The sequence below is a fragment of the Streptomyces sp. NPDC085900 genome (assembly GCF_044540925.1).
GTDB lineage: Bacteria > Actinomycetota > Actinomycetes > Streptomycetales > Streptomycetaceae > Streptomyces > Streptomyces gilvifuscus.
The window spans coordinates 159899-183131 of record NZ_JBITSP010000011.1; the positions used below are offsets into that span (position 1 = coordinate 159899).

The 23233-nt window shown below is 70.2% G+C and carries 22 protein-coding genes; 12 read left to right on the plus strand and 10 right to left on the minus strand.

What is annotated here, in order from left to right; genetic code table 11:
* Positions 1-74: 74 nt before the first annotated feature.
* The 3 genes from ACIGDI_RS32565 to ACIGDI_RS32575 all read right to left on the minus strand — a co-directional run bounded on the left by ACIGDI_RS32565 (position 75) and on the right by ACIGDI_RS32575 (position 2200).
* On the minus strand, positions 75-278 hold the full coding sequence (locus ACIGDI_RS32565) for a cold-shock protein (RefSeq protein WP_399904186.1): 204 nt from the start codon (positions 276-278) through the stop codon (positions 75-77).
* Between the two features lie 192 nt (positions 279-470).
* Positions 471-920: a DUF5994 family protein gene (locus tag ACIGDI_RS32570; protein WP_399904189.1), complete on the minus strand. Its 450-nt coding sequence runs from the start codon at positions 918-920 to the stop codon at positions 471-473.
* Between the two features lie 935 nt (positions 921-1855).
* Positions 1856-2200 carry a hypothetical protein gene (locus ACIGDI_RS32575; protein ID WP_399904191.1) on the minus strand — a complete coding sequence of 115 codons (345 nt, stop codon included), beginning with the start codon at positions 2198-2200 and terminating at the stop codon, positions 1856-1858.
* A 334-nt stretch (positions 2201-2534) separates the two neighbouring features.
* On the opposite strand from ACIGDI_RS32575, the gene ACIGDI_RS32580 reads away from it, so the two are divergent.
* The 5 genes from ACIGDI_RS32580 (at position 2535) to ACIGDI_RS32600 (ending at position 7484) form a co-directional block, all read left to right on the plus strand.
* Positions 2535-3143 (plus strand): DUF5994 family protein, encoded by a 609-nt coding sequence (locus ACIGDI_RS32580; protein ID WP_399904194.1) that lies wholly within the window; start codon positions 2535-2537, stop codon positions 3141-3143.
* 17 nt (positions 3144-3160) lie between these two features.
* The gene (locus tag ACIGDI_RS32585; protein WP_399904197.1) at positions 3161-3418 is read left to right on the plus strand and encodes a hypothetical protein; all 258 of its coding nucleotides are present in this window, start codon (positions 3161-3163) and stop codon (positions 3416-3418) included.
* Between the two features lie 360 nt (positions 3419-3778).
* Positions 3779-4159 (plus strand): STAS domain-containing protein, encoded by a 381-nt coding sequence (locus ACIGDI_RS32590; protein WP_399904200.1) that lies wholly within the window; start codon positions 3779-3781, stop codon positions 4157-4159.
* On the plus strand, positions 4156-4830 hold the full coding sequence (locus ACIGDI_RS32595) for a hypothetical protein (RefSeq protein ID WP_399904203.1): 675 nt from the start codon (positions 4156-4158) through the stop codon (positions 4828-4830). The genes ACIGDI_RS32590 and ACIGDI_RS32595 overlap by 4 nt, the downstream gene beginning before the upstream one ends.
* Before the next feature lie 491 nt (positions 4831-5321).
* Positions 5322-7484, plus strand: a complete 2163-nt coding sequence (locus tag ACIGDI_RS32600; protein WP_399904205.1) for a SpoIIE family protein phosphatase — start codon at positions 5322-5324, stop codon at positions 7482-7484.
* A gap of 97 nt (positions 7485-7581) precedes the next feature.
* On the opposite strand, the gene ACIGDI_RS32605 is transcribed toward ACIGDI_RS32600, so the two are convergent.
* Complete coding sequence (locus ACIGDI_RS32605) at positions 7582-8766, minus strand: type III polyketide synthase (RefSeq protein WP_399904208.1); 1185 nt, start codon at positions 8764-8766, stop codon at positions 7582-7584.
* A gap of 888 nt (positions 8767-9654) precedes the next feature.
* Here ACIGDI_RS32605 and ACIGDI_RS32610 point away from each other — a divergent pair.
* Both ACIGDI_RS32610 and ACIGDI_RS32615 read left to right on the plus strand, forming a co-directional pair.
* Positions 9655-10278 (plus strand): hypothetical protein, encoded by a 624-nt coding sequence (locus ACIGDI_RS32610; protein WP_399904210.1) that lies wholly within the window; start codon positions 9655-9657, stop codon positions 10276-10278.
* On the plus strand, positions 10275-10649 hold the full coding sequence (locus ACIGDI_RS32615) for a winged helix-turn-helix domain-containing protein (RefSeq protein ID WP_399904213.1): 375 nt from the start codon (positions 10275-10277) through the stop codon (positions 10647-10649). Before ACIGDI_RS32610 ends, ACIGDI_RS32615 begins: the two co-directional genes overlap by 4 nt.
* A 153-nt stretch (positions 10650-10802) precedes the next feature.
* Here ACIGDI_RS32615 and ACIGDI_RS32620 read toward each other — a convergent pair whose 3' ends face one another.
* The 3 genes from ACIGDI_RS32620 to ACIGDI_RS32630 form a co-directional block, all read right to left on the minus strand.
* Complete coding sequence (locus ACIGDI_RS32620; RefSeq protein ID WP_399904215.1) at positions 10803-11129, minus strand: hypothetical protein; 327 nt, start codon at positions 11127-11129, stop codon at positions 10803-10805.
* Between the two features lie 144 nt (positions 11130-11273).
* On the minus strand, positions 11274-12128 hold the full coding sequence (locus tag ACIGDI_RS32625) for a tetratricopeptide repeat protein (RefSeq protein ID WP_399904217.1): 855 nt from the start codon (positions 12126-12128) through the stop codon (positions 11274-11276).
* 130 nt (positions 12129-12258) lie between these two features.
* Positions 12259-12702, minus strand: a complete 444-nt coding sequence (locus ACIGDI_RS32630; RefSeq protein ID WP_399904220.1) for a hypothetical protein — start codon at positions 12700-12702, stop codon at positions 12259-12261.
* 434 nt (positions 12703-13136) lie between these two features.
* Between ACIGDI_RS32630 and ACIGDI_RS32635 the strand changes: the two genes are divergently transcribed.
* The 4 genes from ACIGDI_RS32635 to ACIGDI_RS32650 all read left to right on the plus strand — a co-directional run bounded on the left by ACIGDI_RS32635 (position 13137) and on the right by ACIGDI_RS32650 (position 18308).
* Positions 13137-14783, plus strand: coding sequence for a hypothetical protein (locus ACIGDI_RS32635; RefSeq protein WP_399904223.1), 1647 nt, complete (start codon positions 13137-13139; stop codon positions 14781-14783).
* 261 nt (positions 14784-15044) lie between these two features.
* The gene (locus tag ACIGDI_RS32640) at positions 15045-16097 is read left to right on the plus strand and encodes a metallophosphoesterase (protein WP_399904226.1); all 1053 of its coding nucleotides are present in this window, start codon (positions 15045-15047) and stop codon (positions 16095-16097) included.
* An 898-nt stretch (positions 16098-16995) separates the two neighbouring features.
* On the plus strand, positions 16996-17526 hold the full coding sequence (locus ACIGDI_RS32645) for a SigE family RNA polymerase sigma factor (protein ID WP_399904229.1): 531 nt from the start codon (positions 16996-16998) through the stop codon (positions 17524-17526).
* Complete coding sequence (locus ACIGDI_RS32650; protein WP_399904232.1) at positions 17523-18308, plus strand: hypothetical protein; 786 nt, start codon at positions 17523-17525, stop codon at positions 18306-18308. The genes ACIGDI_RS32645 and ACIGDI_RS32650 overlap by 4 nt, the downstream gene beginning before the upstream one ends.
* On the opposite strand, the gene ACIGDI_RS32655 is transcribed toward ACIGDI_RS32650, so the two are convergent.
* Positions 18228-18542, minus strand: coding sequence for a hypothetical protein (locus ACIGDI_RS32655; protein WP_399904563.1), 315 nt, complete (start codon positions 18540-18542; stop codon positions 18228-18230). The genes ACIGDI_RS32650 and ACIGDI_RS32655 overlap by 81 nt on opposite strands.
* Before the next feature lie 46 nt (positions 18543-18588).
* On the opposite strand from ACIGDI_RS32655, the gene ACIGDI_RS32660 reads away from it, so the two are divergent.
* Positions 18589-18783, plus strand: coding sequence for a hypothetical protein (locus ACIGDI_RS32660; RefSeq protein WP_399904235.1), 195 nt, complete (start codon positions 18589-18591; stop codon positions 18781-18783).
* Positions 18784-18926: 143 nt separating this feature from the next.
* On the opposite strand, the gene ACIGDI_RS32665 is transcribed toward ACIGDI_RS32660, so the two are convergent.
* Both ACIGDI_RS32665 and ACIGDI_RS32670 read right to left on the minus strand, forming a co-directional pair.
* Entirely contained in the window at positions 18927-20744 is a 1818-nt protein-coding gene (locus ACIGDI_RS32665) for an RICIN domain-containing protein (RefSeq protein WP_399904238.1), read from the minus strand.
* A gap of 639 nt (positions 20745-21383) precedes the next feature.
* The gene (locus tag ACIGDI_RS32670) at positions 21384-23183 is read right to left on the minus strand and encodes an FAD-dependent oxidoreductase (protein WP_399904241.1); all 1800 of its coding nucleotides are present in this window, start codon (positions 23181-23183) and stop codon (positions 21384-21386) included.
* Between the last annotated feature and the right edge of the window lie 50 nt (positions 23184-23233).

A 23233-nucleotide genomic window follows, 5' to 3' on the forward strand; every position in this document is an offset into this window, starting at 1 on the left:
CTGGAAAAGAAGCGAGCTGGGGCCCGCACCCCAAGGTGCGGGCCCCAGCTGCGAAGTATGCGTCAGAGCCGGTGTCAGGCCGGAACGATGTTCTCGGCGGTCGGGCCCTTCTGGCCCTGAGCGATGTCGAACGACACGTTCTGGCCTTCCTGCAGTTCGCGGAAGCCCTGAGCGGCAATGTTCGAATAGTGGGCGAAGACGTCGGCGCCGCCGCCGTCCTGCGCGATGAAGCCGAAACCCTTTTCGGCGTTGAACCACTTCACGGTGCCTGTGGCCATGTCATTTCTCCTTGGGGAACGGGCTCGGAGTTCGCCTGATGCGGTCTCCGTGTCGCCGTGATGATCAACCCGTCGGAAAAAGAACCCTTTTGGCAACCACAACTGCAACTGCAACCTGATTCGACAGTAGCACGGCAAGCTCGATGACGGGCCGGGAATAATTCCGCCCCATTTCGTGTTTGGAACTCACTCTCACAGTGCCAGGAGCGCGCTCGCGGTGAGGTGGTGCGCGGGATCGGCCGCGGCGCTCATCAGCCGCTGAGCCGCGGTTTCCGTCGTCCCGGGCGGGACGACGAGCAGGTCGCGGCGTCCGACGCCGTAGGCGAAGAGCCGGACGCAGTGCGGGTCGAAACCGGATGTGAGCCAGGCGGCCCGCACGGTGTGACCGTCGACGGGCAGGTCGCACGGTGCCTGCCGCCAGGTGTCGCGGTGTGCGGTCATGCGTGTCACACGGCCCCACGATGTGTCGAACGCCTCAATGAGAGCGGGCAGTTCGGCCGCCAGGTCGTCGGAGCGGGGCCACCAGGCGCCGCTCACCGGGCCGGGCGGGAAGGTCGGTGGGCGCAGGGTGAGTCGTGCCTGGGGAAGGAACGAGGGGAGTTCCCGTTCGGGTGAGGCGCGTTGACCGGTGGGCGCGTTCATGTCGCGGTCCCTGTCCCCGGGCCGTCGTGCGGCGGCCCGGTGTCGTGGTGCGCCGGGAACGACACCGACGGAGGGCCGGCGTACGGGTGACTCCCGGTGCCCTCCACGCTACTGCGCCCGGCGGTCCGGCGAGCGGGGCGTGCGGGAGGGTTCTCTCCCGGCTTGGGTGCACGTAGGGTTACGGCGTTCGGCGGCCCTGACGGCCGCCCGTGCCCCGTGACCCCGGGCAAGGACCGGTTCCCGGCCTCCGCAGAGCAGTCGGCTCTCCTGCCCCGTCCCGGCCGTCCCTGCGTTCACCCAGTCGCTTCCCTTCGTCGCGAGACCGGCGCGGTCACTTTCCGCGGTGCCGTCGCACGGTCCGACGCGGGGCACCCGGCTCCCGCATCGCGCGTCCCGGAGGGGGAAGGGCCGCGCGGGGAGCCCCGGCGGCCGCCGCCCGGCCAGGGCGCGTGGCGGCGGCCGCCGGAAGCCGCCGTGCCACCGCACGCTCCGGCACCCGGGCGCCTGTCGCACCCGCGTCCCACAGGGCACGTTCCGGCGCCCGGGCCGCCTGCCCGCACCCACTAGCAGGAGGCCGCCGTGCCACGGCACGCTCCGGTATCCGGGCCGCGTGTCGCACCCGCGTCCCACAGCGCACGCTCCGGCGCCCGGGCCGCCTGCCCGCACCCACTCGCCGGAGGCCCCCGTGCCACGGCACGCTCCGGCACTCGGGCGCCTGTCGCGCCCACCCGCCGGAGACCGCCGTGGCACCGCACGTTTCGGCATCCGGGCCGCGTGTCGCACGGAGACGCCCTGCCACCGCATGTCCCGGCGCCCGGACCGCGTGCCGCATCCGCCCGCCGGAAGCCGCCGTGCCACCGCACCCTCAGGCGCCATGCCCCTGGCGCTCTGCCCCGGCGCCCGGGACCCCGCCCACCGCCGGTCCCGTGGGCCGGCTATGCGCGCAGCAGTCGTCCGGTGAGTTCTCGGTACTCCCGCAGCGCGAGCCGTAGTTCGGTGGACCGTGTCTCGGGGTCGAGTTCCGCCCAGCCCGCGCGCAGGGACTGCCGCCGGGCGGCGAGGGCGGTCGCCAACTGGGCGGCCGCTTCGTCGAGCGCGCCCTCGGCCTCCTCCAGCGCCTCGCGCGGGCTGTCCGCGAAGGTGTTGACGGCATGTCCGAGGCGGCGCGCGATCTCCTCCCGGCCATCCGGCGGGATCAGCGGCTCCGGGCCCGTGGCACGGCGTTCGTCCGTCGCCCGGGGCCGGTCCGCGGGCTGCTGGGCGCGTGTCTGGTCGTACATCGTCGTGTGTACCGCTTCCGTTGTGTCGGGGGGCGACATCGGAAGACCCGGTCGTGTCCGGGGCACCACCCCGCGCCGTGCTGTCAGTCAACGTCCGGTGGCGGTTCATGTCAACGCGGGCCTACGCGCCGCGGTCAGCCGTCTTCGGTGCTTTAAGGGCGCATCGCGCGTGCATGGGGCCGTTCCTCCGCCGCCGTAAGGCCCGCCGGGCCCGTTCGGGGAGTACCCTGGAACTACCGAGGATTTTTCGAGCACCGGCTTCCACGCCCGTGTCGTTTTCGGCGATCGAATATGCCGGGCCGGTTCGCATCCGGCCCGGGGCAGGGTTCGCGTCATGACTGCGACCATCTCCCTTCCGACGGCAGCCGAAGCCGAAATCCGCTCCTCGTTGTCGCCACTCCGTCTGTCGCTGGCTCCCGCCGGTTCCGTACCGGCTCTGCTGGACGGCGCCTGGTGGCCCCACTCCCGCGATCTGGTGGCCGAACTCCCCTCTCTCACCGCCGTTCTGGACCCGCTGTGGGGGCGGATCACCCGGATCACGGTGAATCCCACCCACTGGCCGGTCGTCCCGCGCAAGGTGCCCGTCGCCGGGCATGTGGTGAAGGTGGGCTGGTTCAAGGCCGAGCAGGACGAACACGAGCTGATGCTGCTCTCGTACCACGTGGGCCGCTGGAACCTCCTCGTGATCCCGCCGCGTACGGACCCCGTCACGGCCGCCTGGCTGATGACCGCCGCGAGCGACCCCCTGGGCACGTCGACCGCGAGCCGGCTGATGGAGGACGCGGCACGCGTGCGGGCGGTGTCCGCGGCCGACCGTGCCGTTGAGGCGGTCTGGGACTACGAAGGAGGGCATACGGCCCTCGACCCGGCCGCACGTCCACGGATTCCGGCCGTGACGCCCCCGATGCCCGCGATGCCGCACAGGCCGACGGACGGGAGGTGAGCACCGTGGAGGCGTTCGTGACCGTACTCGTGATCCTCGCGATGATCGCCCTCGGGGCGTTCCTCATCCACCGGCTCGACGCACAGCACGGCGACCGCGTCGCCGCCTTCCACTACGGCCGCTCCGGAACGCCCGTCGAGGGACCGGCCGCCCCGACCCCGCGCAAGGTCCACGGCAAGGCCGGGACGAACGGCGCCGACCGTCGGCGCGACCACCGCGACGGCGGACGCGGACGGCTCCGCCCCAGGCGCCACACCCGTAACAGGGCCGGTTGAGCTCCCGCTCCTCCGGCCCCCACCCCCCGTTCGTCACCGAACGGGCCGAACCGAACGACTGACGTGCACCACCGCAGCCCGTGACCCCGGCCGCAGCACTGAACTGACAGGCCGGGGTCTTCGCGTGTCCTGTCCCCTCCGAGCCGACCAGGCTCCCGACGGCGCCGTCCGGGCTCCGGGCGGCCCCCTGCAGGACACGATGCCCACCGGGGTGCGGACCGTCCGCCCGGTCCCGAGGCGCATCGCCGGACGGCCATCCCCCACCGCCCTCCAGGACTCGGGCCGTCGGACCGGCCGTTCACTCCTCAGCACCCCCCGCGTCGGCGGTACACCGCGCCGGGCACCCCGAACCGAGGAACCATGTCCATACCTCAGCTGAACGTCTACCGGCACGACCACGCGGACCACACGCAGATCACCCTCGCCGGAGAGATCGACCTGTCCAGCGCCCCGGTCGTACACGCCGCGCTGGCCGCATGCGCGCGCGACGGCGTCGGCAAGGTCGACGTCGATCTCACGGCGGTCACCTTCTGCGACGCCAGCGGACTCAACGTCTTCCTCGCGGCCTTCCAGGCGGCCACCCGGGCCGGAACGGTCCTCCAACTGCACTACCCGCCACCGGTGATGGCCCGCGTCATCGAGATCACCGGCTCCGGCTTCCTGCTCCACCGGTTGCACGCCGTCCGGCCCGCCCGTTCACTGCGCGGTGGGATTCCCGCGGCCATGCGCGGTGCGCCGTGACGGCCCCGCTCCGCCGCGAGCGGGTACGGAGCGAGGAAAGGACCCCCGCCCACGCGGTGCGTCTGCGCCGGCTGAACCGCTGGCAGGCCGAGACCCTCCGGGAGGACCTGGCCGACCTGTACGTCGAGTCCACCCGCGTACGGGCGGGCCAGGAGTTCCGGAGCCGCAAGGCGTTTCTGCGTCGGCTCACCGGCGACATCCGGCGCGCCGGGTTCGCCCTGCTGGTCGCGGAGGACACGGCCCTGGCCGGGTGCGTGTACGGATTCCCCGTCCCGCGCGAGGGGACATGGTGGAGGGGGTTCGACGGACCCCTGCCACACAGCGTCGAACAGCTCACCGCGTCCGGACACGTCTTCGCGATCACCGAGATCGTGGTGCATCCCCATACGGACGACCAGGGCCTCGCCCGGCGACTCCAGCAAGGCCTGCTCGCCGACCACCACGCCTCGCTCGGCGCGACGCAGGTCGACCAGGCCGACACCCGCTCCTACGACGCCTTCCTGTCGTGGGGATGGCGCGACATCGGGGCGCTCCGCCGACCGTCGGATCCCACGACCCTGCGGCCGCCGGCCCCCGTACTCCTGCGGGCCCTGGTCCTTCCCCTCGGGCAGCCCCTGGCCACCCGTCCGGACGGTCTCGCCCACGAGAACCGCACCCAACGCCCCGACTGACAGCCGCCCGGGCGGGCCGCACGGCGACGTGCCCCGCCCGGCCTCTGCGGGCCCGCCACCGCGCCCCGGGCCGCCACAAGGTGTTCCGGACACCTCCCGGCGACCACCCGTTCCGACGCGGGCCCCTCGGCGGTCGGCCGCTCGATCATGCCCCCGATCCATGCGTGATTGCGGATGCGTATGCACACCGGCCTCCGGCGGTGATGCGTGCGCGCACCGGCCCCGGCTGCCCTTCGACGTCGACTTCGCCCGCCGTCCACCCCGCACCGAGGGCGCGTGGCTTTCCTGCGGCTCGCCACACCTTTTCTCCCCGGGAGAACGGTTCGTCCGACCACGGTCCGCGGTCACCTTGCGACCTGCTGGTGTAGGCGAAGCGGCCCCAGGTGTTATTGAATGAGGTTTGCGGTCAGGAATCCCGGTCCTCTGTCGCCCGGGGTTCTGGTACGGCCCCAGCACGGTGCCGGGGTCGGCGAGCGAGCTGAGAGAGCCGCATGGACTCCACCCCACCCCCCTCGTCTGCGTCACCGTTCGACATGGTCAGCAGCGCTTTGGGGCAGTACATGCCGGCCGACGGAGCGGCAGCGGCCGCCGGTTCCGCCGAGCCGCGGGGCGACAACGCCGCCCTCCGACCCGTACCCGCCGATCCACCCCCCGCCCGTCAGGAGCAAATCCTCGGCGCGGTCAATCTGGACCCTGAACTGAGAATCACCCGCGCCAATCTGGACGCCCCCGTCTTCGCGGGCGTGGAGGCGGTGATCGGGAGCCCTTTCGTCGACCTCCTGCCTCCGTGGGACGTACCGACCGTCACTCGGCGGCTGCGGCAGGTCCTCGAGACCGGTGAGCCGCACGTCGCCCGGGTTCAGCGGCTGCGGCGCGGCGACGGGTCGGAGCTGGTGGTCTCGATGAGCATCCTGGCCGCCGCCGCACCTCAGGAGGGCCTGACCGTCTCCCTGATCGCCATGGCCAGGCGGCTGCACCTGTACGCCGCCGAGACCGCGATCGGCACCTCGCTGGACATCGGCGAGACCGCGCAGTCGCTGGCGGAGTCCCTGCTGGCCTGGGGAGACGTCACCGCCATCGACCTCGACTTCGCCGTGTGGTCGGGCGAGGTGGTCACCGAGCACCCACAGGGGCGCATCCGGCTGCGGCGGGCGGCCCTGGTGCCGGACCGGGCATGGCCCGACGGCTACGTGACTCCCGGCGACGACCTTCCCGGCGACGCGAGCCGCCTGCTGTCGCAGGCGATCCTGCGCGACGACGCCGCGCAGGCCATCGTCATACCCGACCGGAAAGCGATCGAGCGGGTACTGGGCAGTTCGCAGCTGGTACGTGCCCTGGTGCCCGGCGACCAGGCGGCGAGCGTGGCGTGCATCCCGTTGGTCCTGGACGGCGCGCCGCCCGTCGTACTGGGGGTGGCGGAGGTCTGGCGGCGGGCGGACCGCCCCTTCGAGGACAGCGAGCTGCTCGACCTGCAGGAGCTCGTGGCCAGGACCTCCCACCATGTCGACCTGGCCCGCCAGCACCAGCGCGAGCACACGCAGGTGCTGGCGTTGCAGCGCCGGCTGCTGCCGAGGTCCGCCGGCGACACCATCGAGACCGCCAGCGTCTACCAGCCCGCCACCCCCGACAGCGCGGGCGTCGGCGGGGACTGGGTGAACAGCTTTCCGCTGCCGGACGGCCGTACCGCGCTGGTGGTCGGAGACGTCGTCGGGCACGGCCTGGGAGCCGCGGCGACCATGGGACAGCTGAGCATGGAGGCCCGCGCGCTGCTGTCCGCGGGGCTGGGGCCCGACGAGGTGCTGGAGCACCTGGACGACACCGTGTCGCTGCTGGACGACGCGGAGTCCGGGCTGGCGGCCGGCTACAGCGCCCTCGGGTCGACGTGCTGCATCGCCGTGTACGACCCGGTCAGCCACCACGTGGAGCTGGCCAGCGCCGGCCACCTCCCCCCGGTCCTGGTACCCCCGGGCGGACCCGCCGGCCCGGTCGCGATACGCCCTCACCCCGGGCTGGGTACCGAGTTCGCACTGCGGGAGCCGTACGACGTGCACGCCTTCTCCGCACCGCCGGGCTCGCTGCTCGCCCTCTACACCGACGGCCTGGTGGAGGATCCCGCCCTGTCGATCGACGAGGGCATCGACAGGCTGACGGACGCCGTGTCCTCGGTGCACCCCTGGGACGGCCTGCAGCAGGCCGCGCGGCGCGTGGTCTCGGCGCTGGCGCCTGCGCGCCGGCGCGACGACGTGACCCTGCTGCTCGCGCGCATGATCGGTTACCGCAAGGGGGACACCGCGACCTGGCGGCTGCCCGCTCGCGGCGACGCGGCCGCCCGGGCCCGCACGCTGACCGCCGAGCTGCTGAGCAGGTGGGGCACCAGGGACGACACCCGGGACAGCGTGCTGCTGGTGGTCGACGAACTGGTCGCCAACGCGGTCCGCTTCGCCGGCGGACCCATCACGGTACGACTGATCAGGACCGGCCGCGGACTGCTGTGCGAGGTGGGCGACACCGGCAACGGCAGGCCACGGCTGGGCCCGGGCGGCCTCCTCGACGACGGTGGCCGCGGCCTGCACGTCGTCCATGGACTCACCACCCGGTGGGGGGTGCGGTGGACGGACACCGGCAAGGTGGTCTGGGCCTCGGTCGAGCGGTGACGAGTCTTCGGCCCGGCGGCACCTCGGCCGGACGGTGCGTGAGCTCGTCGGCCGGCGCCACTGGCGCCACCGGCGGTACGGGTGGCGGGAGTTCGCCCTACAGCCACTCCCCTTCCAGGGCGGTGGCCGTGAGCCCAGGGGCCGCCGCGTACAGGACGGCACGGCTGCCCGGCTTCTGCCCGGCGTCGTACGCCCTGCGCATGATGTCGAACACGGCGGCGCCCCCGCGGTTGCCGGTGGTGTAGCTGTCCCGGCTGTAGTCCAGCAGCCCGGACGGCCACCCGTCGGGCATCGTCTGCTCCATGTACTCCAGCACCCGCGTCCCGCCGGGGTGCGCGAGCAGAACGTCGGGGTGCCAGGAGGCGGGGTCGTCCTCGTAACGCAGGCGCAGCCACTCCCACATCGCGGTGACCGTCTCCTGCACGGCGCGCGGCCCGCGCCGGTCCATCACGAAGTGGGTGCCGTCCTCCCGTGTCTCCAGGCGGTGCAGGTCCTGGGTGCCGGGCAGGGTGTGGTTCCAGGCGGCGTCCAGCCGCAGCACCGACTCGGGCCTCGGGCGGCCCGTGACCACCGCGGCGACCGCGGTGTCCGCGAACAGCAACCGGACGATCAGGGACTCCAGGGTGTCGTCCGCGGGCTGGTAGGTCGTGCTCAGCGCCTCCGCTATCACGACCAGGACCACCCGGTCGGGGTCCGCGGCCACGAGATCCGCCGCCAGCGCCAGGGAGCGGGTCCCGGCTATGCAGGCCCACTGCGTGGCCGGCAGCAGCATCACGTCGCTGCGGAGCGGGAGTCGGTTGGCCAGGGAGACGTCCAGCCCCGGCAGCGCCGGCGTGGTGGAGTGACTGGTGATCAGACAGTCGACGTCAGCGGCGTCCAGCCCGGCGATCTGCAGGGCCCCGCGCGCCGCACGCTCCCCGTAGGACTGAACCGCCTCCCATGCCGGCGCGGTGCGCTCCTGGACGGTCTGTGGCGCGGGCATCGCCTCGAGGGCGGCGATCACGCGATCCACGTCCTGCTCGGTGAAACCGTCACCGACCAGCGCCTCCCGGGCCGCCCCGACGCCGGCGGCCGGCAGACCACTCCCGCTGCCGGGCGCGACGGCCGCCTCCAACGGCAGCATCCACCCACGGGTTTCGATGCCCGTACTGGCCGCGATGCCGTCGATCCGCGGCGCCCACGCCGCATGCGGGTGCCGACTGCGCACTTCGTCCACGATCTGACTCGTCCGCACGGAATTCTCGCCGTGTATCACGGCAGGCGGGCACAGGTAAGCGGCCATTTTCGGCACCTTTCTACAGAGAACGAGGGGGGACATCACGAACGCTGTGTCATGGGCCACTTGGGCGGGATTCGATGAAATCGATGACAGTGCGCTCTAGTTCGGGACTGTGTGTCCGTTTCGAGCATGGACGCCAAAAGGGCATTTGCGCTGTGACCTGGGCAACTTGGGCGCATCTACGATGCGTGAGACGGCGCACACTGCGGCAGGCGGGTCGCGACTGCCATGCCCACCTGACATGCCGTCGGCGAAGCTCGCGACCATCGCGACGGCGTCCGGCGCATCCGCGAAGGCTCAAATACGAACAAACTACACATCACAGAACGACCGTCCGTGATGGCGCGTCCCGACCCCGATCTCCTGATGGCGATGGAGCGCTGTAGGGACGCAGCAGACGCCGACGCTCGCCGAGCGAAAGGGCGCCGCCGATCGGACTCCGCCGCGGAGCGGTCAACTCCCGTAATTGAGCTGAGAGTTGGGTCGAGGGCACGCAGCCGGCCGTTGGGGTGCCCGACGATGGCGGGCACCCCAACGGCCGCTCCCCTCGGCCGGCTTCCGCCGCGCTTCTGCGAGCTGACTCTTGACTGCCATGTACTTTGCATCGCAAAGTTAATTGTCAGCGGCGGCCATCTGGCGGTCCGCTCACGAGCGCTGCCTGAGCGCCAGTCACAAGGGGGACATATGGGGACATCCGCAGCGAGCGGCGCGGGATCGGAACCGAGGGCGGCCGCGGCCGCCTTGCTGGCTGCGACGGAAGGCCTCCGGGCGAGGACCCGCACGCAGACCAACGGAGCATGGACTCCGCTCCTTGGCTTCGGGCTCCTTGCACTGGCGGCTGTTCCGGTCGCCCGGTACGCCTTCAACTTCGGAGCCCACGGGCGCAGCATCGTGTCCTATCCGGCCTTCGCCTACGCCGAGCTGACCGGCCTGTGTGTCGTCCACGAACCGGGAACCCCCTGCCTGAAAGGCGAGTTCGACGGAGCCGTCCTGCGCTTCGCGGCATGGGGTGTGTGGTTCGCGCTCCTCCCCCTCGCATGGTTCGTCTTCGCCCGCTGGTACCGCCTGCGGGGCGAGGCCCGGGGCGTCGTCCCGCGGCGCGGCATGTGGGTGCGCGTGACTGCCGTGACCACCACTGTGATCACGGCAGCTCTGGTGGCGCTGCTGTTCGGCAAGGACCAGCCGTGGGAGGCCGTGCTGCTGGAGAACAGCTACGCCTCCCCGTGGTACCTGGTCGGCATCGGACTTCTCGCCCTCGGAATTGCCGAACGCAGTTGGATCGCCGCGGCGGCCGGCATCGCTCACGCCCTGCTGCTCACGGGGTACCTGGGAGCCTCCTGGGGCACGGGATGGCTTCCCTGGCAGCACCCCGCCCACCCCGGCTGGGCCGACGGACCGCAGGTCAAGGCCCTTCTGCTCGCTGCCGTCCTGCTTCTCGCCGGCCTGTGCGAGTGGACGACGGTCCGCCGCCGGGGCGCGCCCGGTGCCGGAGCTGCGGGTACGGTCGTCTCATGAGCGTCGAAGACTCGACCGCTACGCAGGACGACCAAGAGGAACTGCATCCCACGCACGCGCTGGACGACACCGTCCACCAGCGCGTGCGGCTCGGCGTCCTCACCGTCGCCCGCGAAGCCGACCGGGTCGAGTTCGGCTTCCTGAAGAAGCAACTGGCCGTCACCGACGGAAATCTCTCCCGGCACCTGAAGGTGCTGGAGGAGTCCGGAATGATCACCGTGGAGAAGGGCTACGCCGGTCGACGCCCCCGAACATGGGTAACCCTCACCCGCGAAGGCGCCCAGGCCCTCGACGCCGAACTCCGAGCCCTACGCGCACTCGTACTACGCCTCGAAGCTCCCCGCTCCACGCCCGACACACCCGACGCGTGATCACCGCTACCCCAAGGCGGGTCCGGCTGCCCGAGCCGTCGTCGGCGTACCGGAGGGGTTGCGGCTCTACGCGAACTGCCGGGCTGGAGCTTCGTCGGGCCTACTAGCTTTCACCGTGATTCCCCACCGTTCCCAGCTCGATCTTCGGTCAACTCACAGGTCCACACGTGACTCGCTGTCGCCCCGTCTTAGAACCACGTACCCCGGCCGGAACGGCAGACTGCGCAGGGTCGGCTCCATGACCTGGAAGAGATCATCTGCATCCGGCCCGTAGGCGTACACCACGGCTTCGCCTCCTCCGAACTCGTTGCCGTCGACTTCGCCGACGCCAGCCCCCTCGACAGCTGTCGCCATCAATTGCGCGGCCTTGTAGACCAGGTCGCGCTGGTCGGTATCACCGAAGCCGTCACCGGCAAGCCGGAAGTGCCCAATGACGGCGTGTTCCTCATCCTTGCTGTCAGGGGAACTTGGTGTCTCCATACCGGACACACTCTCATCGACGTCTGACATCAACTGTGTTGGTGGGGTGGTGCGCTGTGTACGGCTCAGGTCTCGCCTGAACGGCCGTGAACGGTGCTGAATGAGACGGAAACCGAGTCGGGCAGCGGCGGCGTCGGTGGACGATTACCAGCCACGCTCGCGGGCCATGGTGATGAGCGTTTCGGCCTCGGAGGACCGGTCGGCCAGTTCGCCCGCGCTGCGGATCTGCTCTTCGGTCATGCCGCGCTTCACCAGCTGGATGGCTTCGTGGATCCCGTCTCCGTTGCCGCGGTCGAGCATGGCCAGGAACCACCGCACGGCTTGGACCGGGTCCGGTGCTGTACCGAGGCCGTCGCGGTACCAGCAAGCGGCGGCGAACATCGCACCCGCGTGGCCCCGCTCCGCGGCATGCAGGTACCAGCTCAGCGCTTCGGCGTCCTCGTCCATCGCGGCGAGGCGATCACCGAGTACGGCAGCGGCCTGTGTCACACCCCCTTCGACTGCTCGGCGCAGCAGACGCAGGCACTCGTCGTGGTCTCTCACCCGGGCATCGCCGTTGATGTGCATGCTCGCCAAGTTGAAAGCGGCGTATGCGTCGCCGGCCTTCGCGGCTGCTGTGAAGAGAGCCTCGGCCTGGAATGTGTCTGCCTGCACTCCACGGCCGGTGCGGTACAGGAAGCCCAAAGTGCGCTGGGCCGCCGGATGCCCGGCCCGTGCCGCGGCTGTTGCGTAGGTAAGCACCATCGGCAGAGCCGAATCGTCCACGAAGTCCAGCATCGCTCCGGCCACCAGGGCCTGCGCGTCGACGTCCCCGGCGTCGGCCAGAGCCTTCAGAGGCGCGATCCCCGTGAGCACCAGGTTCGCCGACTCCACACTGCCGGCATTGGAACCAGCGATCCAGGCAGCGACGGCGGCCTTCCAGTCCTCCCTGGCAGCGGCTTGCCGACCTCGCTCGATGAACTCGGCGGCTCTATCGGGAGGGACAGGAACATCGCTCATGGCGAGCATCCTGCCGCACACCCCGTCAGCACCGACCACGAGGACGGTGCACGGTGACAGACCGGCGGCACGCGCGTTTCTCTCCGCAAGTCCGGCGAACACACCTGTCGCAAGATCGTGTGAGGTCGAGTCAGGAAGGCTCCGGCGACTCCGCCGACGGCCACTTGGCCAGCCGGTCACGGGCTTCCTGCGCAATGACCGGCCACGGGTCGTCAACCAAACGCGCAACTGCCGAGCGCGGCGAGCGTGGATGGCCAGCAACGAGTCGCCGCACAGAGTCATGCGGATCATCGACCAACCGCTCCAACACCTCGGACGGGCAGTTGCCCTTGCTCGCCACCCGGTCCCGCACCCGCCAGTCGGAATCCTTGATCAGCTCGGCCAGAATCTCCGGCGGCACCGTCCTGTTGTGCGCAGCCCAAAAACGCATGTCGGGATGGTTGCGCACCAGGTCCCACCAGACTGCCGGCGACAAGGTCGCCCACGTTGAGCGGTTGTACTCCGCCGGGTTCTCGCTCTGTCGCAGCCGGATGAACTCCTCCACGGAGGTGATCTCAGAGAAACGGTCCGCCATGGCAGACAGTAAGTCACGGTGTCTGGGTCAGACGTCAAGCATCACCTGACGCCGAACTGCCCAGCATCAACCGAGACCCGACAGGCCTGGGCCGGTCGTTCCCTCAGTTCCCGGGCTACGGGCTTCCGCGACCTGACGACCACGTCCGGCAGCCCGTAGCAGCGACTGAGCTGTGCCGTTGCCAGTGACGTCTGTGACGTTCAGGTGATCGACAGCAGGAAGTTGCTGCCGGTCTCGACGCGACCGTGCGCAAGGCGCGCCAGGAAGCTGCTGGTGTGCCGGATGATCCACCGGGTACGCCCGACGATCAGCCTTCTGGCACAAGACCGCGCAATGTTCACGAATCATCAATCGGACTGACACTGATCCAGCCATCCTGTGACGGCGGCTGTGCCTTGACTGTGTGCCCTCGCTCATCTGGAAGGTGATCGCACATGGCCAAGAAGAGACGTAGCCGCGTTGTCGCAACAGCGGTGGCGACGGGCGTGATCGGTGCCGGCCTCGCACTGTCCTCCGGTGCGGCCGACGCCAGTGGCGGCGTGGCCGCCTGGTCGTCGGTGCCGCCTGTCATCGACGCCCGCGGCGCGACCGCTCCGAACGTCCTGTCGCCCGGGCTCACCGAACACCCCGTCGCGCAGGGCTCCCTGAAGCTGGAGAACCCGACCGACCAGGTCCCGTACTACGGATACCTCGGCGACGGCACACTGCTGCCCGACCCCACCATCAAGCAGGCCCCGGGCGTGAAGATCGAGGCCGGCAAGACCGAGCCCGACAAGAACACCTACCTGAGGCTGTCCGGTCTGCACGGCGCCGACGCGTCGTACCCGTACGGCACGCACTTCCTCTTCCAGGGCCACGAGGGCGGCGAAGCCGGGTACATCACCCGCATCAACCTCGACGCCGACCAGGCCCACCGGGTGACGCTGCTGGCCACCAAGAAGACCGACGGCACGAACATCCCCGCCATCGACGGCTCCACCTGGGACCCCTGGACCAAGCGACTGCTGTTCACCTCCGAGGAAGGGGCCGAGGGCACCGTGCTCCAGGCCACCCCGGACATCGACTCGAAGGTCCAGGACATCTCCTCCGTCACCGGACGGGCCGGCTACGAGGGCATCCAAAACGACTCCGCCGGCAACCTGCTGATGGTCGAGGACAGCGGCGGAGCAACGGTCGCCACCAAGACGAAGGTCCCCAACAGCTTCGTCTACCGGCTGATCCCCTACGACAAGCACGACCTCACCAAGGGCGGCAGGCTCCAGGCCCTGCAGGTCGTCTCCCGCCGCAGCGGCTCGCCCATCGCGTACCAGAACGTCGACAGCGCGCACCCCACCGGCGGAGCGTTCACCGACGACGAGAAGGACCTGACCAACTACGGTCCGGCCCTGAGCACCCACTGGGTGACCATCCACGACACCAAGACCGACACCAGCGGCAAGGCGTTCGATGCCAACGCCCTGGCGAAAGCGGCCAAGGCGACCCCGTTCAAGCGCCCGGAGAACGGCCAGTTCCGTCCCGGCACGGACTTCCGCGAGTTCTACTTCGACGCAACCGGCGACACCAACACCACCAGCACGGCCAACGACGGCTACGGCGGCTGGGGCACCCTCTACAAGCTCACCCAGAGCGACCCGCGCTCCGACGACGGCAGGCTCAGCGTCTTCTACGCCGGCGACAAGGCGCACACCGGCATCGACAACGTCACCTTCCTCGACCGCACGCATGTCGCCTTCGTCGAGGACGCCAGCGACACGGTGCACACCCAGCGGGGAGCCTTGGACTCGGGGTACGGCTTCGCCACGACGACCGACTACTCGCGCGGCGCACAGCCGGTGCGCTTCCTGGCCGAGGGCCGCGACCCCTCGGCAACGCTGGACAACATGCTGTCCGCGGTGAACGGCGGTATCCAGAACGACGGTGACAACGAGATCACCGGCATCCACGTCTCCGACGGCGACCCCGGCACGGACGGCATCCTCGGCGCCAAGGTGCCGACGCTGTTCCGCGACGGCTGGCGGCTGTTCTGGACCCAGCAGCACGGCGACAACACCACCTGGGAGATCACCCCGGCCGACAAGTAGGGGTGTGGCCGGTTGGGGCGGGACGGTGACCGATGCTCACGTCCCGCCTCACTCGCCGATCGGCCACCGGAGCGCTGACAAGAGTTCACCGCCCGTCCGTTCACCCACGGACCCTGACGCCAACCGGGGCCGCCAGACTGCCCGCCGGGCCGATCGGCGACTGCCGCCCGCGCCACTGCGGGCCGCACAGCTACCCCCACGCCGGCCGCCGACCAGCCGTGCCCCCGGCCCACCCGGGCCGCCGACGTGAGGGAGAACCCGATGAGATCGTGGCGCCACACCCTGTCCGCCACCGCCGCCCTGAGCCTGCTCACGCTCGCCGTGTCCACCGGGACCGCCTCGGCCGGCCCGGACACCGCCGACACGGGCACCACCAACGACGACACGCCGTTCACTTTCGCGGTGTTCGGCGACATGCCCTACGGCGACGCCGAGATCGCCGACTTCCCGCACGTCATCAGCCAGATCAACGCCGACCCCGACGTCACCTTCGTCACGCACCTCGGGGACATCAAGAACGGCTCGACGGTGTGCAGCGACGCGTATTTCCAGATGATCAAGTCGGACTTCGACCAGTTCAAGGACCCGCTGGTGTACACCGTGGGCGACAACGAGTGGACCGACTGCCACCGGCCGAACAACGGCTCCTACAACCCGCTTGAGCGTCTCGCCAAGATCCGCCAGGTGTTCTTCCCCCGCCCCGGCCGGACCCTGGGCCAGAACAGCGTGCCGGTGACCTCGCAGGCCGACGAGGGTGTCCCGGAGGACGTCCGCTACACCCGTGCCGGGGTCGCCTTCGCCGCGGTCGACGTCGTTGGCAGCAACAACAGCATGGCGCCGTGGACCGGCAACACCCAGCCCACCCCGGAGCAGGCCGCCGAGGTACTGGCCCGCACGGCGTCGGTGACCGAATCCATCCACGACACCTTCGCCTCGGCCCGCCGCCACCACAGCCGGGCCGTCACCCTGATGATGCAGGCCGACATGTTCGACCCCACCGTCAGCGATCCCTCCTACGCCGACTACTACGCCTTCCAGCCGATCGTCGCCGCCGTCGCCCGCGAGTCGGCCGCCTTCGACGGCCCGGTCTACCTCTTCAACGGCGACAGCCACCTCTACAACAGCGACCAGCCGCTGGCCGCCGGCTCCTCGTGGCTGTCCTTCTACCACCTGACCAGCGTGGTGCCCAACCTGCACCGCATCACCGTCGACGGCTCCAGCAACGCCAAGGACTACCTGAAGGTCACCGTCCAGCCGCACAACCCCCAGGCCCTCAGCTGGACCCGGATTCCCCTGGACGGCTCCGGCTCCTGACTCTGCGGCCGACGCCGGAGTCGGAGTCCCTGCCCCGGGGCCCGGTGCTGGTGCCGGAAGTTCTGGGCAGTCGTCCGCGTGAGCGGCGCTGATTTATCAGCACCGGACGAGGAGCGGCAGAGGAGGTCGCCACCGGCCCCGACGCCACCGTCCGGAAGGCCCGGGTCGCCGCAGCCAAGAAGGCGGGCGACAAGCCTGCGGGCACGAATCCGGCATCCGGCGAGTGATCACCGAGGACAGCAAAAAGGCCCGGGTCTCTGACCTGGGCCTTATCCATGGAGCGGGTGACGAGAATCGAAGTCGCGCTCTCAGCTTGGGAAGCGACGGCGCTTGGATGGTGGTACTGCTTCTGACCTGCAGTTTGGTTGCCGCGAAGCGGTTTCGGAGGGCTGGCTTCGTGCCGCTGTTTACCGTTGTTTGTCTTACCTGGTCAGCAACATGCGGGTCGTGCACTCAATCCCGCGCATGACGCTCCGTCGCGGACGCCTCTGCAGCAAGGGGCAACCCTCAACACGCCGTCCAAATGTTCGTCTGGGGGTTCGGGACTGATCACGAGTGCTCACCTGCTGGCGGCCACTCATCGAGTCTCACTCACGGCCCGATAAGCCCCACGAGGCGGCTGGGAGGCGGCGGCGTGGGGGAGCGGGACCGGTGTCAGGATCACCGACATCTACGGGGAGCGGCTGACCGTCGACGGCACCGCCGTGCAGCCGGACGTCGCGCAGCCGACGGGCGTCCAGTTCGCCCGGCATTGACCAGCCCGCCGGACAGCCTTCACCGGTCCGCAACCGAGCACGACCGCCGTTCGAATCCCGGGCCGCGCACTGTTAGGCTGCGCCCCCTGTTGTTAAACATGCAACTAACGCGCACATCATCGCCAGGAGAGGGCGACGGAGGGATGCTCGTCGACGACGCGTCCGCGGAGTTCCACGAATTCTTCGAACGCCACTATGCCGAACTCGCCCGTCTGGCACACCTCCTGACCGGCGAGACCGACGCGGCGGACGACCTCGCGGCGGATGCCCTGGTCGCCCTGTGGCAGCGCTGGGACCGGTTGCGGCAGGCCGACCACCCGCTCGCCTACGCCCGCGGTGTGGTGGCCAACCTGGCGCGCGGACGGATCCGCAGCGCGGTGCGCGAGCGACGCCGGATCACGCTGTTCTGGTCCCGCAGCCCCGAGAAGGTGGAGGGGCCGGACATGGCGGCCGTACTGGACGTCCGCGCGGCGCTCGCCCGGCTGCCCTTCCGCAAGCGTGCCTGCGTGGTGCTGCGGCACGCCTTCGACCTGTCGGAGAAGGACACGGCGGCAGCGCTGGGCATATCGGTCGGCACGGTGAAGAGCCAGACCTCGAAGGGCATGGCCGAGCTGGAAAGGATACTGGGCGCACGAGCGGCCGGGGACCTGGTGGCAGGGAGGAGGAACCGGTGAACGACGAGATCGCCCGCCAGCTGCGCGAGGCCGCCGAGGCGCACCGGCCCGACCGCGCGCGGATGCTGGCCCGGGTGCAACGCGACATGGCCGGCCCCGCCGTCCGTCACCGCGCGCGGCCGTTCGCGAGGTCCGGGACCAGGGTCGCGCTCGCCGGGCTCGCCGCCACCGGCATCCTGGCGACCGGCGGCCTCGCCGTCGCCGCCATCGTCACGCACTCGTCGCCGTCGGCCACCGTGACCACGCCTGCCACCCCGTCCCCGACCGTCAGCTCCCCGCACCCGACATCGGGCCGCCCCACCCCTGTTGCGCCGCCCCCGGCCACCACCCCGGGCAGCGCGCGCCCGACTCCGTCGGCCACCAGTCCCTCGCCGGCCGCCGGCGAGAGCCAGAACGGGCCGCTGTGGTCGGCCGGCTCGTTGGATCCGGCCAGCACCGTCTACTGGACGCAGAGCAACCTCGCCCTCAAGACGACCCGGCCCCTCACCTCGCTCACGGTCGAGATCCGGATCGCGCAGACCGGCGGGGTGAAGAACACCGGCACCTGGCAGACCCTGCCGAGTGGTGACTTCACCGTCACCGTCCAGGAGGCGGGCGGCGCGCTGGTCTACCGCTGGGTCCTCAAGCCGGGCCTGACCGTGCCGGCCGCGAGCTATGAGTTTGCCGCCCAGTTCAACAACGGCACCGGCGTGCGCCGTGCCTCAGGCGACGCCTACCGCGTCGACGCGCAGGGTTCGTCCGGCTCCGCGTCGGTCCGGGGAGGGTTCGTCCCGACCCGGTGAACGCCGCTGTGCGGCAAGGGACGAGTCCCCTTGCCGCACAGCTCGATTGGAGAACAAGTACCCGCACTGCTGGTACGGGGTCCAGTCGGCCGGGTCGACGTCGGTCCCGTCGGCGTGGGTGGCCTCCATGGTGGCCGGCGAGTCGCCGTGGAACTGGGTGCGGACGGTGACAGCGGCCTCGAAAACTCTTCCCTCGATCGCGGCAACCTGTGTGTGCGTGGCGGCAACTGGCAGGTAACCGGGTCCGGATCAAGGCCCGCTGTGCCAGAAGGACATGCCGTTGTCAGATCGGAACCGCTCTCATCGCCGCCGTCCGGCTACCCGCCGCGTGCTCGCCGCCGTCGTGGTCCTCGCCGCCGCGGCTGCCGCCGTACCGCTGGTCGCGCTGGCCGCACGCACGCCGGAGGCCCGCACACCGACCCTGGCCGCCGCGGCGACCGGCAGCGGCCCGGGTGTCCTCACCCTGCAGCGCTGACCCGCCTGTCCCCTTCGCCAAGGCTGCCTCGATCGGCGCCCGCACCGACGGCGGCATGGCCGGTGCGCTGACCTCCTCAGCCCGACGAAGATGACGAAATGCGCCCCCATCGAAGAGATGGGGGCGCATTTCGTCATCTTCGTCTACTTGAGTGCTGTACCGCCCGAGTTGTGATAGGCGATCGTCTTGCGGATCAGGTTTCCGCCGTCGGACTCGACCGTGGTCTGTTCCTGCTGCCCTGGACCGAAGAACAGGCCGGCGACATGGGCGTTCGCCACCTGGTCCATGTGCCCGAAGAGCCAGTCCACCTTGTCGTCTTTGTAATGGTTGAGGGTGTTGTTCTGCGCCATGTTGCCCACGGGGATCTGCCACAGGACCACCGGCTTGCCCACGGACTCGGCCATCGTCTTGTAGAACTGCAGCGCGGCGGCGGCCTTCTGGTCGGTCCAGAAGTGGTCACTGCCGCCGTGGGCCGGCTGTGCGTACCAGCCTGCGTCGCGGTCCGACACATCGGTGACCAGGAAGTCGGCGTTCTGCGCCCCGAGGTTCGCGTAGTCCTTGACGCATGCCTGTGTGTTGGTCTGCCAGTCGAAGCAGGAAAGGTGCAGCCCCACGGCGGTGTTCGGCGCGTACTTGTGCGCCATCGAGACCAGGCAGCGGGCGAGTCCGGCGGCGCTGTTCTCCTGCGATCCGCAATCCGTCGGATTTGCGCCCGAGACCTGTGCGGGAACCTGGTGCGGATTGCCGAGCGACCGGACGTAGCCCCAGAAGTCGGGCTCGAGGTCGATCGCATCGTGCGACGTGCCGATCTTCTGAAGGAAGAACCGGTAGTCGTTCAGGTACCGGGTGAGCAGGTCGAGCCGGTTGATGGCCTTGACCTCGCCCGGGCCGTCGCCCTGGCCTGCCGCATCCCCGAGGTCGCGCAACGAGTACCAGGTCCACAGCATCTTCTGTGGACGCGGGCTGCCCTTGTACGTCGCCTGGGCCGCCACGGTGTCCCGCCAGGTCACGTAAGTGCCGGGCGCCGTGGTGCTGCCGTTCCAGCAGCCCCACCAGCCCGACCACCCGTCGTGGCAGCGCGCTGCCGAGTAGTAGTCCGACGAGGGCGCGGGCTGGCTGTGCACATAGGCGTACCGCACGTCGAACGGCGCGGCGGCCGCCGAGGCGTCGGACATCGAGCCGCCGATGAGCACCGTGCTGCTGCCCATGAAACGCTTCGTCGAGCTGCCGTCGGTGGCTGTCGGAGACGCCGGCGGCGACGCCGGGTGGGTGCCGCTCGGAGCCGAGCTCGCCGGAGCGCTGCCGCCGGGCGTGGGCGTGCTGCCGGAGTTCCCCGGGTTCCCGGTGCCGGCGGCGCTACCGGCCGGGACGAGCTTCCACTGCTGATCGGCGCCGCCCCGGTCGCGGTTCTGGACGATGTCGCTCCCGTTGGCTTTGGCGGCGTTGTGGACATCGACGGCCATGCCACTGAAGCGATTGACCAAACGCACGTAGCCGTCCGGCGACTTGGCCAGTTTGAACTGCTGGTTGGTGCCGTTCACGTCTTTCCACTGCACGATGGCGGAGCCGGCGGTCTTCGACCAGCCGAGGTCGTCCAGCACCTTGCCGGAGTTCCGGTTCTGCAGCCGGTAGTAACCGTCACCCGCGTCGATGAACCGCCACTGCTGGTTGGGGCCGCCATGACGGCTCCACTGCACCACCGCCGCGCCGTCGTTCTTGGCGAAGGCGCGGTCGTCCAGCACCTTGCCGCTGTTGCGGTTGACCAGCACGTACCACTTCTTCAGATCCAGGGTTTTTTGCTGCGCCGAAGCCTGGCTGACCACGACAGCCGAGCCGGCCACGACCACCATGGCGAGACCCGCCCAGAGACCCCGACGCGCGAGCAACCGACGGCCACGATGCTTCGGACGATCACCACGCGCGCCGCCGTCGGCACGGTGGCCGCCGACGCGGGACGCCACCGATGACGTGGGTGGGCCGGGGACATGTCTGTGCTCTCGTTCCAGGGACATGCCTTTGCTCTCTTTCCGCCGTTGCATCTGACCGGACCACTTGGCCGGACAACGCTGAGTGGTCCGAGAGGCCGAAAAGGTTGCCGCGAAGATCCACAGATCTTTTTCGCCTTGACCGCTTCCCGTTCGCCGCGCAGCACGGCACGGCTGACGCCGGCGGCGGCGAACGCCTGATGGCTGGTCGGGGAAGGTGCGGGACGGCAGCGAGATCCCGACCCGGCAAGGCCGCTCCGAGCGCCTCGCCGACCTTGCGGCAGGGCATTCCCGTGCTGCCCTTCCACACCCCTGTGGATGACCCGCTTCGGCAGGGGCTCGCCGATCCAGCAGCCTGTGGGCCGGCTCGATGCCCGAGAGCACAGCATCGCACCGCTGTTTACCGCGGTTGACCGGTCTTAACCTCAATGCGAACTACGGGCACGGCGGTCGCCGAGACTTGCTGGGTCCGCTGTGGTCGTACCGGTTGCTGCGTTTCGCTGCTGCGCGGCAACCGGCTTCCCCTCATCGGTCCTGCTGCCGTCGTCTACGACGCAACCCCCTGGCGCTGACGGCGGCGACGAAGAAAGTGCCGCCCACGGTCATGGGGAGCGCTTACTGGTCGGTGCGGTCGGTGCGGAGGTTGGCCGTCAGCCGGTTGATGCTCTGGACCGCGAGTTCGGCGAAGTTCGAGCGGGCGACGATGGCGGTGGTCTCCCCGTGCCGTCGGACACTGCGCAGGTCGCGCTGGACCTGGCGCGAGAGCTGGTGGAGTTCGCGTTGGGCGGTGGCGAGTCGCTTCTCCGCGGCGGTGCGCATCTGACGGTGCTCTCGCCGGGTACGGGGTGTGCCGGTGCTGTCGGAAGAGGTCTCGGTGGGGATGTCGGTGCTCGATTCCGTGATGGGGGGTCGCGTCGCCGCGACGGGGCGGACGCCGACGGTGTCGAGATAGGTTTCGATGCCGGCGAGGTCGGCGGTGCCGACCACGGCAGCGACGTATCCGTCCGGGCGGACGAGCACCCACTGTTCGGAGGACAGTCCGTAGGCGCTCTGGACGCGGTCGCCGGTGTCGAGGATGTCACCCCGGGTGCCGATGGTGTGGATGCGCAGGCCGCGGCGTGGTGCCGGGGCGTCGTCGACGTCGTGGCCGAGCAGGGTCCAGTGAGGTCCCTGGAACAGGCTGAAGAGCCGGGTGGGGAGGCCGCCCGCGCCGGTCACGGGCGCGTCGGGCGCGCGGTCGCCGGCCAGTACCCCCTTGGCACGCTCCGGGGTGTGCAGCGACAGGGGCGAGTCGGCGTAGCCGAGGTCGAGCTGGCTGACCTCGCGGCCCCGGTGGATATCACGGTTCTTGGCCGCTTCGAGCAGCTTCTCGGACAGTCCGAGGACGGCTTCGGCGATGGGCCGGCGTTCCTGCTCGTACGTCTCCAGCAGGGATTCCGGGGCGCCGTCGAGTACGGCGGCGAGCTTCCAGCCGAGGTTGTAGGCGTCCTGGACACTGGTGTTGAGGCCCTGTCCGCCGGTCGGCGGGTGGCAGTGCGCCGCGTCCCCGGTCAGGAAGATCCGTCCGCGCCGGTAGGTGTCGGCCAGCCGGGCGTTCATCTGGAACGCGGACGCCCAGTTCACGGAGCGGATGACGACGTCGCCCCGGCCGGTGCGTTCGCGGAAGAACGCGGTGAGCCCCTCCGCCGAGAGATCCAGGTCGACGTCGAAGGGGACGGGGGCCTGGAGCTGGAACATGTCGGTGCCGTAGAGCGGGCACATCGACACCTGCCCGGCGGTGTCCTCGCCCCAGCGGTGCCAGGCGTCCGCCGAGACGCCGTCGACGTACACGTCGGCCACGATCGCCCGCACGCCGAGGGTCTTGCCGGGGAAGCCGATGCCGAGCGTCTTGCGGACGAAGCTCGATCCGCCGTCGGCGCCGATCAAGTACGTGGCTCGTACGGTCTGTTCGCCGTCCGGGGTGGCGATCCGCGTGGTCACGCCCTCGGAGTCCTGGTCGAAGCCGACGAGTTCGTGGCCGTAGTGCGGGGCGTGCCCGAGTTCGGCCAGCCGCTCGCGCAGCCTGCGCTCGGTGAGGAACTGCGGGACGAGCAAGGGTATTTGGTACGGCTCCTCCGGCGTGGGCTCCGACATCTCCACGCCGACCTGGTCGATGGGCCCGTCGTCGGTGTAGATGCGCTGGACGGGGTATTCGCCGCCGGAGGCAACGATCCTGTCGATCACGCCGAGGTCCTCGAACACCTCCTGGCTGCGGGGCTGGATGCCCTTGCCGCGGGAACCGACGAACGGGTGCGGCGCCTTGTCGATCAGCAGGAAGGCGACGTCCCGGCGGGCGAGGTCGACGGCCAGGGTCAGCCCTGCCGCGCCGGTCCCGCAGATGATCACGTCGGCGTCGGTGTCAGTGGTGTGTGACATGGCTCTACGCTCCTTCGGTAACTCCGGTACGAACTGCATGGCGGTCTCGC

Excerpts from the sequence above, each read along its gene's own strand:
- ACIGDI_RS32565 (WP_399904186.1), bottom strand. The coding sequence starts at position 278 with ATGGCCACAGGCACCGTGAAGTGGTTCAACGCCGAAAAGGGTTTCGGC.
- ACIGDI_RS32570 (WP_399904189.1), bottom strand. The coding sequence starts at position 920 with ATGAACGCGCCCACCGGTCAACGCGCCTCACCCGAACGGGAACTCCCC.
- ACIGDI_RS32575 (WP_399904191.1), bottom strand. The coding sequence starts at position 2,200 with ATGTACGACCAGACACGCGCCCAGCAGCCCGCGGACCGGCCCCGGGCG.
- ACIGDI_RS32580 (WP_399904194.1), top strand. The coding sequence starts at position 2,535 with ATGACTGCGACCATCTCCCTTCCGACGGCAGCCGAAGCCGAAATCCGC.
- ACIGDI_RS32590 (WP_399904200.1), top strand. The coding sequence starts at position 3,779 with ATGTCCATACCTCAGCTGAACGTCTACCGGCACGACCACGCGGACCAC.
- ACIGDI_RS32600 (WP_399904205.1), top strand. The coding sequence starts at position 5,322 with ATGGACTCCACCCCACCCCCCTCGTCTGCGTCACCGTTCGACATGGTC.
- ACIGDI_RS32605 (WP_399904208.1), bottom strand. The coding sequence starts at position 8,766 with ATGGCCGCTTACCTGTGCCCGCCTGCCGTGATACACGGCGAGAATTCC.
- ACIGDI_RS32615 (WP_399904213.1), top strand. The coding sequence starts at position 10,275 with ATGAGCGTCGAAGACTCGACCGCTACGCAGGACGACCAAGAGGAACTG.
- ACIGDI_RS32620 (WP_399904215.1), bottom strand. The coding sequence starts at position 11,129 with ATGGAGACACCAAGTTCCCCTGACAGCAAGGATGAGGAACACGCCGTC.
- ACIGDI_RS32625 (WP_399904217.1), bottom strand. The coding sequence starts at position 12,128 with ATGAGCGATGTTCCTGTCCCTCCCGATAGAGCCGCCGAGTTCATCGAG.
- ACIGDI_RS32630 (WP_399904220.1), bottom strand. The coding sequence starts at position 12,702 with ATGGCGGACCGTTTCTCTGAGATCACCTCCGTGGAGGAGTTCATCCGG.
- ACIGDI_RS32635 (WP_399904223.1), top strand. The coding sequence starts at position 13,137 with ATGGCCAAGAAGAGACGTAGCCGCGTTGTCGCAACAGCGGTGGCGACG.
- ACIGDI_RS32640 (WP_399904226.1), top strand. The coding sequence starts at position 15,045 with ATGAGATCGTGGCGCCACACCCTGTCCGCCACCGCCGCCCTGAGCCTG.
- ACIGDI_RS32645 (WP_399904229.1), top strand. The coding sequence starts at position 16,996 with ATGCTCGTCGACGACGCGTCCGCGGAGTTCCACGAATTCTTCGAACGC.
- ACIGDI_RS32670 (WP_399904241.1), bottom strand. The coding sequence starts at position 23,183 with ATGTCACACACCACTGACACCGACGCCGACGTGATCATCTGCGGGACC.